Origin of the sequence: Streptomyces sp. SCSIO 30461, assembly GCF_037023745.1 — a bacterium.
Taxonomy (GTDB): Bacteria; Actinomycetota; Actinomycetes; order Streptomycetales; family Streptomycetaceae; genus Streptomyces.
Map to the genome: position 1 here is coordinate 3,710,559 of NZ_CP146101.1, position 14,350 is coordinate 3,724,908.

General features: G+C 71.3%; 10 protein-coding genes. 8 read left to right on the plus strand and 2 right to left on the minus strand.

The features are described from left to right. Positions 1 to 42 precede the first annotated feature (42 nt). On the minus strand, positions 43 to 1,047 hold the full coding sequence (locus V1460_RS16330; RefSeq protein WP_338674441.1) for an asparaginase: 1,005 nt from the start codon (positions 1,045 to 1,047) through the stop codon (positions 43 to 45). Positions 1,048 to 1,208: 161 nt separating this feature from the next. On the opposite strand from V1460_RS16330, the gene V1460_RS16335 reads away from it, so the two are divergent. Together V1460_RS16335 and V1460_RS16340 are read left to right on the plus strand one after the other, a co-directional pair. Continuing rightward, a complete protein-coding gene (locus V1460_RS16335; protein ID WP_338674442.1) occupies positions 1,209 to 1,664 on the plus strand; it encodes an Lrp/AsnC family transcriptional regulator in 456 nt (151 codons plus the stop codon). A gap of 506 nt (positions 1,665 to 2,170) precedes the next feature. After that, the gene (locus V1460_RS16340; RefSeq protein WP_407077467.1) at positions 2,171 to 3,304 is read left to right on the plus strand and encodes a PP2C family protein-serine/threonine phosphatase; all 1,134 of its coding nucleotides are present in this window, start codon (positions 2,171 to 2,173) and stop codon (positions 3,302 to 3,304) included. A 112-nt stretch (positions 3,305 to 3,416) separates the two neighbouring features. Here the strand turns inward: V1460_RS16340 and V1460_RS16345 are convergent, their stop codons facing one another. Further along, positions 3,417 to 3,671 (minus strand): EF-hand domain-containing protein, encoded by a 255-nt coding sequence (locus tag V1460_RS16345; protein WP_338678073.1) that lies wholly within the window; start codon positions 3,669 to 3,671, stop codon positions 3,417 to 3,419. 197 nt (positions 3,672 to 3,868) lie between these two features. Here V1460_RS16345 and V1460_RS16350 point away from each other — a divergent pair, with 197 nt between their 5' ends. The 6 genes from V1460_RS16350 (at position 3,869) to V1460_RS16375 (ending at position 14,294) form a co-directional block, all read left to right on the plus strand. Further along, positions 3,869 to 6,319 (plus strand): SpoIIE family protein phosphatase, encoded by a 2,451-nt coding sequence (locus V1460_RS16350; protein WP_338674444.1) that lies wholly within the window; start codon positions 3,869 to 3,871, stop codon positions 6,317 to 6,319. Positions 6,320 to 6,453: 134 nt separating this feature from the next. After that, positions 6,454 to 7,194, plus strand: coding sequence for a DUF2470 domain-containing protein (locus tag V1460_RS16355; RefSeq protein WP_338674445.1), 741 nt, complete (start codon positions 6,454 to 6,456; stop codon positions 7,192 to 7,194). Between the two features lie 415 nt (positions 7,195 to 7,609). After that, positions 7,610 to 9,193: an IS1182 family transposase gene (locus V1460_RS16360; RefSeq protein WP_338672703.1), complete on the plus strand. Its 1,584-nt coding sequence runs from the start codon at positions 7,610 to 7,612 to the stop codon at positions 9,191 to 9,193. Positions 9,194 to 9,632: 439 nt separating this feature from the next. Continuing rightward, positions 9,633 to 11,357 (plus strand): ABC transporter ATP-binding protein, encoded by a 1,725-nt coding sequence (locus V1460_RS16365; RefSeq protein WP_338674446.1) that lies wholly within the window; start codon positions 9,633 to 9,635, stop codon positions 11,355 to 11,357. Continuing rightward, positions 11,354 to 13,162 carry an ABC transporter ATP-binding protein gene (locus tag V1460_RS16370; RefSeq protein WP_338674447.1) on the plus strand — a complete coding sequence of 603 codons (1,809 nt, stop codon included), beginning with the start codon at positions 11,354 to 11,356 and terminating at the stop codon, positions 13,160 to 13,162. Before V1460_RS16365 ends, V1460_RS16370 begins: the two co-directional genes overlap by 4 nt. A 61-nt stretch (positions 13,163 to 13,223) precedes the next feature. Then, positions 13,224 to 14,294 (plus strand): iron-siderophore ABC transporter substrate-binding protein, encoded by a 1,071-nt coding sequence (locus V1460_RS16375; protein ID WP_338674448.1) that lies wholly within the window; start codon positions 13,224 to 13,226, stop codon positions 14,292 to 14,294. Positions 14,295 to 14,350: the final 56 nt, after the last annotated feature.

The following is a 14,350-nucleotide window of genomic DNA, read 5'->3' on the forward strand; positions in this document are numbered from 1 at the left end:
TCTGCTCCGGGGTCGCCGGGGCCTTTCGCGGCGCTGGAGCGCCTACGTCGAGGGGAGAGCGTCGGTGCGCCGTTCGGCCAGGGCATGACGCAGTACCGTGTCCCGCCGTGTGCGGTCCGTGCCGGCGAGCAGCGCGCTGAGTACGGCGACGCGGGCCTGTCCGGCACGCAGCGTCCCGGTCGGCACCGCCCCGGCGGCCACGAGGTCGACGGCGCCGCCCTGGGTGTAGATCTCGGTGACGGGACCGGCCGCCACCCGCGTGGTCAGAGCGACGAGCACACCACGGGATGTGGCTGAGCCGACGGCTTCGGCGAACTCAGGGCTGGCGTTTCCGGCACCGGTGGCGACCAGGACGATCCCCTGGGCGCCGGCGTCCACGGCCGTGTCCAGCAGGAGTGTGTCGGCGCCGGCGTGGTGCATCACCATGTCGACGCGGGGCGGGACGCCGGGGAGGGCGGGCAGGCTCAACGCGGCCGGGCGCTCGGGGCGGCGCTCGATGGATGCCTGGCCGAAGCCCATGGCTCCCAGCGGGGCGCCGCTGGGGTCGGCGAAGGCGTCGGCGGCCAGTGTCTGCGTCTTCACCGTGCCGCGAGCGGCGTGGACCTTGCCGGCGAAGACGACGAGAACGCCCAGGTCGCGCATTGTCGCGGCGGCCACCAGCGAGTCGTGGAGGTTGCCGGGTCCGTCCCCTTTCGCCGCCCCGAGGGGGAGTTGGGCACCGGTGAAGACCACGGGCCGCGGGTCGTCGTGGTGCAGATCGACCAGGAACGCCGACTCCTCCAGAGTGTCGGTGCCGTGGGTGACGACGACACCGTCCACGCCGGGGTCGGACAGCACCTCGTGCACGGTGTGGAGCAGTCTGAGCTGATGGGCGGTGGTGAGACGCGGGCTGTTGACCCGGAAGAGCTCGACCACCTCGACGGACACGCCATCGGGCAGCGGGGCTGTCGCCATGACCTCATGCCCCTGGGCGTCCGCGGCCAACCCTGCCCCCTGCCGGCGGCTGGCTATCGTCCCGCCGGTGCTGATGACGACGATCCTGCGCACTCTGGGGCTCCTTGTCCCTCTGGGGTCCTGCTCCGGACTGATGGCCAAGCCACCGGACTGGTGTTCGGCCACTGTTCTGGCGCAATAGTAGAGAAGAGCGGGCGCCTGCCGATTGCCAATTCGTATGCCGATACCGCAAGCGCGTAGTGGATAATTGCGTCATGGACGAGATTGATCGCGAGATCTTGCGCGAGCTTCAGAGTGACGGTCGGTTGAGTAACCAGGAACTGGCGCAACGGGTCGGCTTGACTCCGTCGCCCTGCATGCGCCGGGTCCGTCAGCTGGAGCAGGACGGGGTGATCCGGGGCTATCGGGCGATCATCGATCCCGAGGCGGTGGGGCGGAGCTTCGAGGTGCTCGTCTCCATCGAGGTGAAGCGCGATCGCGAGGCGGTCGAGGCGTTCGAGGCGGCGCTCGACGACATTCCCGACGTCATCGAGGCCTATCGGCTGTTCGGCAGCCCCGGTTGCCTGCTGCGCATCGCCGTGGCGGATCTGCGTGCGTACGAGCGCCTCTGGATCGAGAAACTGACCGCGCTCTCCGCCGTCACCGAGGTCAACTCGCAGATCATCATGAAGCGGATCAAGGAGTCGACCGGCCTGCCGGTGGGGAGCTGAGCCCGCCGCGCTCCGCCTGCCCGATTCATACCTGTCCGATCCGTACCGGCGGCCACGCGCGCGGTCGGAGCGCTCCCGCACTCGCCCCTGCGCCCGTGAACGCAGCAGAGCCGCATGTTCGCGGGTCGGTGTGCCGCCGGAAGCGTGCTCACGACCCCACGCCGCAACGGAACCCGGATCCGTGGTTCCGCCCACGAGACAGTCGAACAGCTCCTGTGACAGCGCAGCCTCGTCGGCGCCGTAGCCGGCCGGCCGCGGCCGAGCCCACGGTCGGCTCCTCCGCCCCGCGCTCCATCGTCATGACCCAAGCCTCGCTCTCGAATCCCCACACCGCCCTGTCTCGGAGGCCCGTCCGCCCCCCCCGCACCGCTCCGGTGCGGGGGGCGGACGCAGACACGCCGGCGGGTCGGAGAACAAGGGCCCGGCGCGGTCATGAGTGCTGCCCGAGGGCCACGAGATCGACCACGGGATCATATGGTCCGGTCAGCGACGATATGATGCCTTATGTGATAGCGCCCGGACGGCTGCGAGGCCGTCGCCGCTCTTACGCTGGCCGCTGGCAAGCCGCTCAGCTGTCACCGCTGGCTCTCACCATCGTCATTGCCGCCTTCGCGTTCTCCACACCCAGGGAGATCGCCTTCAGTCGGCTGCTGCCCGTTGCGCCCGCGTTGGCCGCCGCGATGTGGCCGGTGATCCCCACCCTGCTCCTGGGTGCGGGCTGCCTTCTGATCATGATCACGCTCAGCTTCTTCTACGCCGATCTGGGCACCCAGTACACCTCGGCCGCCATCGTGCTGGTCACCCTCGCAGCCGCGTACGCGAGCCATGTCAGGCGCCAGCGTGAGGAAGTCCTGTTCCATATCCGGCTTGTCGCCGATGCGGCCCAGAAGGTGCTGCTGCGCCCCGTACCGCGCAGGATCGAGGGCGTCGAGATCGAGTCGCTGTACCTGGCCGCGCAAGAGCAGGCCCGTATCGGAGGCGACTTCTACGAAGCGGCGGACACACCGTACGGAATCCGGCTGCTCATCGGGGACGTGCGAGGAAAGGGCCTGTCCGCGGTGGGGGCGGCGTCCGCGGTGATCAGCTGCTTCAGGGAGGCGGCCTACGACGAGCCCGATGTGACCGGCATCATCCACCGGCTGGAGACCAGCATCAGCCGCTACAGTGCCGCGTTTCCCGGTCAGGACCTCCCCGAGCGCTTCGCCACCGCGATCATCGCGGAGATCCCGCCCACGGGTCGCCGGCTGCGGCTGCTCAACTGCGGTCACCCGCCGCCGCTGCTGGTCCGGGACAGTGAGGTGCTGGTCCTGGAGCCCAGTCAATGCTCGCCGCCGCTCAATCTCGCACCGCTCATCGGCGACCACTACGTCGTCGACACGACCGCCTTCTCGCCGGGCGACCAGCTGCTGCTCTACACCGACGGTGTGACGGAGACCCGCGATCGGGCAGGGGAGTTCTTTCCGCTGACGGACTGGCTGCGTCGGCAGGGATCGGTGCGGCCCCGCGAACTGCTCGACCGGCTGCACCAGGATCTGCTGCGCTACAGCGGTGGACGGCTCGGCGACGACATCGCGGCCCTCGCGCTGCGATCCCCTGAGCCCGTTGCCGAGCACAGGGGGGACGACGGCCGCGGGCTGTGACGGCCGAGGCCGCAGCGGCCGTACGGGGTGTGGTGCCCGGCCCGGCCGGCGGCCGTACGGGGCGTGGCGGAGGCTGCCGTGCGTGTCGCGGTGGTGGGTCACCCCGATACGGTCAGCCCCAGCCGAAACGGCGGTCCACCACCGCTGCGAACTCCTCCAGGGTCAGCAGGGCGTCGCCGTTCTGGTCGGCGGCGTCGAACAGGGCCGATGACGAGTCCGCGTCGCCCAGCGCCCAGAACGGCAGATCACCCGACGCGGCGAGCTGCGGGCCCTTCGTGCGCAGCGCGGTGATCACCTCTTCGCGGGTCAGGGTTCCGTTCGCATCGAGATCCAGCGCCCCGAACAGCTTGCGGGCCTTGTCGCTCACCACGTCGTCCCCGATTCCTCTCACCCGGTGGAACCCGGGTGGTCCGGGACCGGCCCACCCGCTCACGGTGACAGACGCCTCCCGGACCACCCGGGTTCCATCGGGCACACCCCGCCCCTGGCACCAGCATGCGGCCCATGGAGGAAAAGATCGCATTCCGCATGCATATCCAACGGACCCGGTGGAGCATGAGAGTGATGGCCGGATCCGTGTCCCTGATCAGCGAGAGCCCGGAGGACCCGTTCTCCGTGGGTCGCGCCGCCTCTGCGGTGCTGGACGACCGGGGATCGGTGACCGGCTGGAGCGACCGGGCGCAGGCGCTGCTCGGTTACTCGGCCGATGAGGTCTACGGCCGCCCCGCAGCCGGGCTGCTGGTCGAGCCACAGGACCTCGACCTCGTGCGGGAGGCCACTGCGGCATGCCTCGCGGACAGCGGTTGGTTCGGCTTCATCCCGCTGCGGGACCACCACGGCACTCGGCACCATTTCGGTCTGCGCGTCAGACGGCTGACCCGCGGCGCCGGTGGGGACGAGTGGTTTCTGGTCGGTGCCCCGGCGCAGGAGGTGGCCCAGTGGGAGCTCGACCGGCGGGTGATGGACGGTCTCTTCCGGCAATCGCCGATCGGTCTGACCATCCATGACCCCTCGCTGACCATCCTGCGGATCAACCGCGCGATCGCCGGGATCGGCGGGATCACCCCGGACCAGGCACGCGGTCACCGTATCGGCGACTTCCTGGTGCGTGAGGACGCGGAGACGATCGAGGCGCGGTTGCGGCAGGTGCTGGAGACCGGGGCTCCGATGATCTTCACCGAGCAGCCCGGCCGGTTGCGGGGCGAGGCCGGGGAGCGGTACGTCTCGGCCTCCGCGTTCCGGCTGGACGACGCATCCGGTGGGGCGATGGGTGTGGCGCTGCTTGTGGAGGACGTCACCGACCGGCACCGCGCGCGGCGCAGGCTGGCGATGCTCAATCGGGCCAGCAAGAAGATCGGCACCACCCTCGACGTGGAGACGACCGCGCGCGAACTGGTGGAAGCGGCCGTGCCCGGGTTGGCCGACTGCGTGACCGTCGATCTCCTCCAGGCCGTCGACCTGGGTGAGGAACCTCTGCCCGGGGGAGAGGGCCTGCTGGTCAGGTCGGCGCTGAAATCGACCGCGCCGTACCCGGAGCGGGTGATGTACCCGGTGGGCACGCTCAGGACCTTCCCGCCCGGCGTGCCCCAGGCGAAGGCCCTGCTCACCCGCCGCCCCATACTGGTCGCCGAGTTCGACCCCGAGGCGCGTGCTTCAGGCCTCGACGCGGAGCAGGCGGCCCACGCCCGCGAGCTGGGCGCGCACTCCCTGATGGTCGTCCCGCTGACCGCCCGTGGTCTGGTCCTGGGACTGGTGTGTCTGTGGCGCTACGCCGTGACCGAGCCCTTCGAGGAGGACGATCTCACGCTCGCGAGCGAGTTCGCCGCGCTCGCCGCCGTCTCCATCGACAACGCCCGCCGCTACACCCAGCAGCACCGCACGGCGCTCGCCCTGCAACGCCGCCTGCTGCCGGGGGAGTTCCCGCTGCACCCGGCGGTCGCCGTCGCGCACCGGTATCTCCCGGCGGGCGGGGCGGCCGGGGTGGGAGGGGACTGGTTCGACGTGATCCCCCTGTCCGGCGCCCGGGCGGCGCTGGTCGTCGGCGATGTGGTCGGCCACGGAATCAACGCCGCCGCCACGATGGGTCGGCTGCGTACCGCGGTGCACACACTCGCCGATCTCGACCTCGAACCCGACGAGGTCCTCTCCCACCTGGACGACCTCGTCACCCGTCTCGCCGTCGAGCACGAGGCCTGGAGCCAGGAAACCCCCAGCGAACAGGTCGTCGGCGCCACCTGTCTCTACGCCGTCTACAACCCGGTGTCGAGGCTCTGCACACTGGCTCGCGCCGGGCACCCGCCTCCGGTGCTGCTCACCCCGGACGGGCAGGCGAGCGTGCCGGAACTTCCGGCGGGTCCGCCACTGGGGCTCGGCGGCCTGCCGTTCGAAGCCGTGGATCTGGAGCTGCCCGAGAACAGCACGCTGGCGTTGTACACGAACGGGCTGATCGAGGGCCCGCGGCATGACGTCGATGCGGGGCTCGCCCGGCTCTGCGACGTGCTGTCGGGTCCGCCCGAGCCGCTGGAGGTGACCTGCCAGGCGGTGGTCGACGCACTGCTGCCCGCACGGCCTGCCGACGATGTGGCGCTGCTCCTGGCACGGACCCGGACGCTGGAGCCGGAGCGTGTCGCTACCTGGGTGCTGCCCGCCGAGCCCACCGCACCGGCCAAGGCCCGCGGGCTCACGGAGCGGCAGCTCGTCGAGTGGGGCCTCGACGAGCTGATCTTCACGACCGAGCTCATCGTCAGCGAGCTCGTGACCAACGCCTATCGCTACGCCGGGGATCCGGTCACCCTGCGATTGATCCACCTTCACCGGCTCATCTGCGAGGTCTCCGACCCCAGCAGCACCTCACCGCATCTGCGCCGCGCCCGCAGCACCGACGAAGGTGGTCGTGGGCTGATGCTCGTCGCGCAGCTGACCGCGCGCTGGGGCACCCGGCACGGCCGGGAGGGCAAAACGGTGTGGACGGAGCAGGAGCTGCCTTCCCGAGCGGGGTGCACCGCCCTCTTCTGAGCCCTCTTCCGCGGCCTCATCGGATCGTCCGCGCAGAGCCGCCCCGTCGGGAACTGCCGACCCGTACGGGTGAACCCCGGTCTCCGCGACAACGCGAGCTGCTATCTTAGGTAAGCCTAACCTAAGGAGTGACGATGGCTCTCGCAGATGTCCGTGTGGACGAGCCCACCGCCGCCGAGCGGATCCGCTCCGTCGTGCTTGCGTCAGGTTCCCTGACTCTCGCGACCGGCGGCACCCTCTACGAGCTGACGGCCATGCACACCGTCGACGGCAAGGGGCGGTTGCGGCTGCACGCTCCCGCTGGCAGCCGCCTCGCCGCCGAGGCGGTGAGCGCGCCGCGCGGTGTGCTCGCCGGGCTCGCGCAGTTCACGGACATCGCGCCGGTCGCGGTCCGTGAGCGGGTCAGAGCCAGGGTCGCGCTCTCCGGCTGGCTCACCCCCGCCGACATCCAGTCGTCCCCCGAGGTCCTCGTACTCCGGCTCGACACGGCACGTGCCGTCATCGAGACGGACGCGGGCGCCCAGGTGGTCGGCCTTGACGAGTTGGTGCTCGCCCAGTGCGACCCCCTGGCGGCCCAGGAGGCAGCGCTGCTGTGCCACCTCGACCACGCTCACCGCGATGTCGTCGACGAGTTGGGCCGAACCGCCGCTCCACTCCCGCCACCCGGTGCCCTGCGGATCCGCCCGCTCGCCCTGGACCGCCACGGGTTCATCCTGCGCTACGAACTCCGGAGCGGGCACCTGGACGTCCGGGTCGCCTTTCCCGAACCTGTGTCCGACCCCTCAGGGATCTGCGAGCAGGTCGAACTGCTGCTCACCCGTGTCCGGCATGGCCGCCACCGGCAGACGCGCGGCCCGCGTGCCGGGCACCCGTGACCAGCCTGCCCGCCGGGCCGACGCGCCCACCGCAAGCCGGTGTGCCGTACGACCAGGTGGCCGCGATCATCGCAGCCGCGCCCCGCGCGGCGGCCCTCTACTCCGTGCCGGGCGGTGACACCGCGGCGCTGCGTTCCGGCTCCCACCCGGGGGAACTTCCCTGTCCCGTGACGCTCTCGCGCCGGGCGGGACCGCTCAAGGACGGCTCGGCGGCCGTCGATGGCGCTGCCGTTGGGGGCGCGGGCAGCGAGGCGCCCCGGCAAGACGGCGACTCTCCGCTCCCATCCAGTGCTGTGGACCCATCCGGTCGCAGCACTACTAGGTGACTGGTGTTAATCGTGTGAGCTCGCGCTGGGTCTTCGTCCTGTGTCAGGCTGCGGGGTGTTGGTCGCTGGGTGTGGGGAGAGGTTGAGCGATGGCAGTGGGCCGGACTCCGATGCAGCCGGGGTTGCTCTCCTCCACAGTGGGTTTCTGCGAGGGTCGGCTGGCGCCGAACTCGATCTACGCGGTGCTGCACCGCGAGTGCCGGGCGTTGTTCCCCGATGAGATGTTCGCCGATCTGTTCGCCGAGGACGGCCGCAGGTCGGTGCCGCCGATGATCGTGGCGGTCGTGATGGTCCTGCAGCGTCTGGAGGGTTTGTCCGATCGCGAGGCGGTCGAGCGGTTCGCGTTCGATGTGCGCTGGAAGTACGCCGCCGGCGGGCTGGACTTCGACCATCCGGGGTTCGTGCACACCGTGCTGGTCGACATGCGGGCGAGGCTTGCCGCTTCCGCCCGGCCGAACCGGATCTTCGAGCGGACGGTAGAGGTTGCTGCGCAGGCCGGACTGGTCGGCCGCAGGAGGGTGCTGGACTCGGCACCGATCTATGACGCGGTGGCCACGCAGGACACCATCACGCTGATCCGTTCGGCCATCCGCGGCCTGCTGCGGGCGGCCGATCACGTGCTGCGGGCCGAGCTGCGGGCGGTGATCTCCAGCGGGGACGCCTACACCAGCACGGACAAGCCGGTCATCGACTGGACGGACGCGGCCGAGCGGGAAGCCCTCATCGATTCGCGGGCCCGTGACGGGTTCGCGCTGCTGACCGTGCTGGACGGCCGGGCCGTGCCCGGGGATGTGGGCCAGGCCGCGCGGTTGCTGGCCACCGTGCTGGGCCAGGACCTGGAGCAGGACGGGGGCGTCTTCAAGATCGCCCGCAAGGTGGCCGCGGACCGGGTCATCTCCACGGTTGATCCCGAGGCCCGGCACGGCCACAAGACCGTCCGCCGGTCCTTCGACGGTTACAAGGGTCATGTGGCCGAGGAACCCGACAGCGAGGTCATCACCGCGACCGAGGTCACGGCGGGCAACGCCGGCGATGCCGAGCCCGCCGCCGACCTGCTCGCCGACGTTCTCCAACCACCTGCCGCCGAGCAGGCAGACCAGGCGCGGGCCGAAGTCTACGGCGACGCCGCTTACGGGACCGGGCCGCTGCTGGCCGAGCTGGACGACGCGGGCGCCCGGGTGATGGTCAAGGTGCAGGCGGCCAACGCGCCCGGTGGGCGGTTCTCCAAGGACGCCTTCACCATCGATCTGGAGGCAGGGCAGGTCACCTGCCCGAACCAGGTGACCGCCGCGATCCGCCCGAAGTCTGATGGCGGTGGGGCGGCCTGCTTCAAGACCGCCTGCGCCGCCTGCCCCCTTGCGGCGCAGTGCACTACCGCCAGGAACGGACGCGTCATCACCATCGGCCCTCACGAAGAACACCTGGCCCGGGGCCGGGCTCGCAGTGCGGACCCCGTCTGGCTGGCCGCCTACCGGGCCACCCGCCCCAAGGTCGAACGCAAGATCGCCCACCTGATGCGGCGGCGACACGGCGGACGCCGCGCCCGGGTGCGGGGCCGGGCCAAGATCGCCGCCGACTTCTCCTTGCTGGCCGCCGCCGTCAACGTCGCGCGGCTCGGCGTGCTCGGAATCATGTCCACAGGCAGTGACAAGTGGGCGGTCGCCGCCGGCTGACCGTCCCGAGGGCGCCCTGGACCATGCAAACGACCCGCACGCGGCCGTGCCAAGCCCTCAACAGCCCCCACGACGGCCACGAACCGCCCACACGCCGCCCGACCACCAGCCAGCAACCACGACCCTGACACCCCCAACGGCGACACCGCACGCCCAGGACGACCCGCTTAACACCAGTCACCTAGGGCGTGTGGCGAGAGTCCCTCCTGACCCGCGACGCCTGGCACGCACGCTCGCTGCGTTGTCGGAGTCATCCACGTACGTCCAGTACGGGGATGATCCTCCGCCTTGCGATCGCACGGACCAGACGCCGCAGGCCCCGCCCTGCGGGCGGACGGAGCTACTTTCGCAGCACGCCCTAGCCACGGACGCCAAATCTGGTTAGCCTAACCTAAGTTGACGGACTCCTGTGCTCTGCAAAACGGACCCGGAGGGATGCGTGGGGAAGGCGGATCTCTCTGCACGCGCCGTTCTCCGGCGCGCGATCGGCGGACAACGCCGCGATGTCCTGCTCGGTGCCGCTCTCGGAGCGTGTCACCAGGGCGGCGAGGCCCTCGTTCCCGTCCTGATCGGTCTCGCCATCGAACAGGGCGTCTTGGCGGGCGATCCCGCGGGCATGCTGTTCTGGCTGGGTGCGCTCGGTGTGGTGTACATCGGGCTGTCCTTCGGCTTCCGCTGCGGCGCCCACGCCGGCGAGCGCGCCGCAGTGACCGCCGCCCACCTGCTCAGGATCGAGCTGGTCGGCCGGGTCCTCGCCTCCGAAGGCGGTGCCGACGACGGCCGGTTGCCCGGTGAGCTGGCGAACATCGCGACCGAGGACGCCAGGCGCGTCGGCGCGGCCACCATGGCGCTCATCGTCGGGACCGGGGCCGTCGTGGGCCTCGCGGTCGGCGCCGTGGCGCTGCTGAGGGTATCGCTCGCCCTGGGCCTGCTCGTCCTGCTCGGTGCCCCCTTGCTGCTGTGGGCAGGTCATCTGCTGAGCAAACCGCTGGAGCGACGCAGCGAGACCGAGCAGGAACGCGCGGCCCGGGCGTCGGGAGTCGCGGCCGACCTCGTGGCCGGACTCCGGGTCCTCAAGGGCATCGGAGCCGAACCCGCCGCCGTGGCGCGCTATCGGGGCATCAGCCGGGAATCCCTGTCCGCCACCCTGCGCGCGGCGCGCGCCGACGCCTGGCAGCACGGGGTCGTGGCCGGTCTCACCGGGGTGTTCATCGCCGTGGTGGCCCTGGTCGGCGGGCGCCTGGCTGCACGCGGCGACATCGGGCCGGGTGAACTCGTCACCTGCGTCGCGCTCGCCCTCTACCTCATCGGCCCGCTCTCCGAGTTCCCCTGGGTCAACGCCGAGCTGGCACAGGGCCGTGCGTCGGCTGCCCGTATTGCCGGGGTGCTGTCCGCAGAGCACGCCGTCCCCAGGAACGAATCATGCGTTTCGGAAGCCACCGCCCGGCGCGCCGAGGGCCGACTGCGGCTGCGCCGCCTCCGGTACGGGCCCCTGAGGGCCGTGGACATCGAGATCGGGCCCGGGGAGACCGTGGGTGTGGTGACCACTGACGCCGCCGCGGCGACGGCGCTGCTGCACTGTCTGGGCCGTCGCGCCGATCCGGACACCGGGGCCGTCGAACTCGACGGGCGGGCGCTGAGCGCCCTGGACCTCGCCGATGTGCGCCGGGCGATCCTGGTCGCCGAGCACGACGCCGAGCTGTTCGAGGGGACCCTGCTCGACAACGTCACCGTCGCCGCCACCACCCCGGATACGGGCCGCGCGGGACCGGACGCGGCAGCCGCGATCCTCGCCTCCGGCGCGGACGAGGTAGTACGCACCCTGCCCGAAGGCGCCGACACCGCGGTCGGCGCCCGCGGGCGGTCGCTCTCCGGCGGTCAGCGCCAACGGGTCGCACTGGCCAGGGCACTGGCTGCGGACGCACCCGTACTCATCCTGCATGAACCCACCACGGCCGTCGACGCCGTCACCGAGGTGCGGATCGCCGCCGGAATCAAGGACATCCGCAAGGGCCGAACCACCCTGCTCGTCACCAGCAGCCCCGCGCTGCTCGCCGTGACCGACCGGGTCGTGCTCCTCCACGAGGGGCGGGTCCACGCCGTCGGCGAGCACGCGGTCCTGGCCCAGGAGCACACCGGCTACCGCGCGGCGGTGTTCACATGACCATTCCCACGGGCGCATCACACGGCGCCTCCCACCACCTGCTGCCCGTCGCCTCACCCGCCAGGACCCGGGCTGCGGTCGCGCAACTGCTACGCCCGCAAAGGCGCCTGAGCATCACCGCCCTCGTCGTCATGATCGCGGCGACCGCGGTGGGCCTGCTCGTGCAGCCGCTGCTCGGCCGGATCGTCGATCTGGCCGTCGACCGCGAATCCGCCACCCCCGTCGCCCACGCCGTCACCACGACGGCCGCGCTCCTCGCCGCCGTCGCCGTGGTCCAGGGCGCCACCACCGGTCTCGGCCTCTCCCTGGTGTCCCGACTGGGGGAGACGACACTGGCCCGGCTGCGCGAGCGGTTCGTGGAAGAGGCACTCGGACTGCCGCTCGACCGCGTGGAGAAGGCCGGGGCGGGCGATCTGACCGCCCGTGTCACCGCCGATGTGTCCCTGATAGCCGAGGCAGTCCGAAACGCCCTGCCCGAACTGGTCCGTTCGCTGCTCGCCATCGTGCTCACCCTCGGGGCGCTCGCCGTGCTCGACTGGCGATTCCTGCTCGCCGCCCTCGTCGCCGTCCCCGTACAGGTGCACACCGCACGCTGGTACGTGGCACGGGCCGTCCCTCTCTATGCCCGGCAGCGGGTGGCGGGCAGCGCCCAGCAGCAGCAGCTGCTCGACACCGTCAGCGCGAACTCCACCGTGCGCGCCTACCGGCTGGAGCGGGACCACACCCGGCTCGTCGCCGAGCGGTCGTCGGCCGTGCTGCGGCTGACGATGCGCGGGGTCCGGCTGGTACTGGGCTTCTACAGCAGATTGCACATCGCGGAGTACCTCGGGCTCGCCGCCGTGCTGATCACCGGCTACTGGCTGGTGCGCCAGAGCGCCGCCACGATCGGCACCGCGACGGCCGCCGCACTCTACTTCCACAGTCTCTTCACCCCGGTCAACTCCGCTCTCGTCCTGCTGGACGACGCCCAGTCGGCCACCGCGAGTCTCGCCCGGCTCGTCGGTGTCACCGACCGGACCGGGCAGGCGCCGTCCGCCCCGGCGCCGTCCGCCCCGGTCGCCGGAGTCGGCGTCACCATCCGCGGGTTGAGCCACGCCTACCGGCCCGGCCATCCCGTCCTGCACGACATCGAGCTGACGATCGGCCAAGGCGAGCGGGTCGCACTGGTCGGAGCCAGCGGAGCCGGCAAGACCACCCTCGCCCGGCTGGTCGCCGGGATCCAGCCGCCCACCACGGGAGCGGTCCTCGTGGGCGGAGCGCCCCCGGCCGGTCTCGGCTCAGCGGTCGCGGGCCGCGCAATCGCCCTGATCACCCAGGAGACCCATGTCTTCGCCGGCCCGCTCGCGGACGACCTGCGTCTGGCCAAACCCGAAGCCACCGACGAGGAACTACGCGCCGCGCTCGACCGGGTCGACGCGCTCGGCTGGGCCGAGGCACTGCCCGACGGCCTCGCCACCGTGGTCGGTGACGCCGGACACCGGCTCAGCGGCGCACAGCGGCAGGCTCTCGCGCTGGCCCGACTCGTCCTCACCGACCCGCCTCTCGTGATACTCGACGAGGCCACCGCCGAGGCGGGCAGCGCCGGTGCGCGCGCCCTGGAGAAGGCGGTCGCCCGGGCCGTCGACGGCCGGACCGCGCTGATCGTCGCCCACCGTCTCAGCCAGGCCGCGGCTGCCGACCGCATCGTGGTCATGGACCGGGGACGCGTTGTCGAGACCGGTACCCATGACACCCTGCGCATCGCCCACGGGCCGTACGCGGCGCTCTGGAAGGCCTGGTCGGACAGCCGCGAGCCCGCGCCCTAGACGTTCCCGGACCCCCGCATCACGCGCTCCACCGGAGCCCGACACGGAGGAACCATCGCCCATGCCCCGTATCCGCAATGCTCCACGGCTCGTCGCCGTGCTCGTCTCCGCAGCTCTGCTGTTCACCGCCACCGCGTGCGGTGGCGGCTCGGACTCCGGCACGCCCGGTCCCACCGGATCGGGTTCCCGGGCAGCGGCCTCGGGATCATCCGCGTTCCCCGTCACCATCAGGCACAAGCACGGCAGCACCACCATCACTTCCGAACCGAAGCGGATCGTCACCGTCGGCCTCACCGACCAGGACGCGGTGCTCGCCCTGGGGAAGGTGCCGGTCGGTACCACCGAGTGGCTCGGCGGCTACAAGGGCGCCATCGGGCCCTGGGCGCAGGACGAACTGGCAGGTGGTGACATCCCCGAGGTGCTCACGGACACCGGGACGGGACCCCAGGTGGAGAGAATCGCCGCGCTCAAGCCGGATCTCATCCTCGCCGTGTACGGCGGACTGACGAGGGAGCAGTACGCGTCGCTGTCCGCCTTCGCCCCCGTGGTCGCCCAGCCGAAGGAGTACAACGACTACGGGATTCCCTGGCAGGAGCAGACGAAGGCCATCGGCCGCGCGATCGGCAGGGAAGCGGAGGCGGTGAAGGCCGTCGAGTCCACCGAGAGCGGGATCGCGGCGGCGGCCCAGGAGAACCCCGGACTAGAGAACGCGTCCGCGGTGATGGCGACACCGTACGAGGGCATGTTCGTGTTCGGCACCCAGGACTCGCGGTCGCGCATCCTCACCGGGCTCGGCCTCACCCTGCCCACCGGTCTCGACAAGGCGATCGGCGACCGGTTCGGCGCGAACATCAGCAAGGAGCGCACCGACCTGCTCGACCAGGACGCGATCGTGTGGATCGTCGGTGACCCGGCCAAGGACACGGCGAAACTGCACGCGGACCCCTCGTACAAGAACCTGAAAGTGGTGAAGGAGGGCCGGGAGGTCTTCATCGACGAGACCAGCGACTACGGAAACGCCACGTCGTTCGTCTCGGTGCTCAGTCTGCCCTATGTGATCGAGCGACTCGCCCCGCAGCTCTCGGCGGCCGTCGACGGGAAGCCGGGCACCCCGGTGCGACCGGCACCTTGACGGTCTGACGCCACCGGGGAACAGGTGCCGGCCGGGACGCGGGAGCGTCCCGGCCG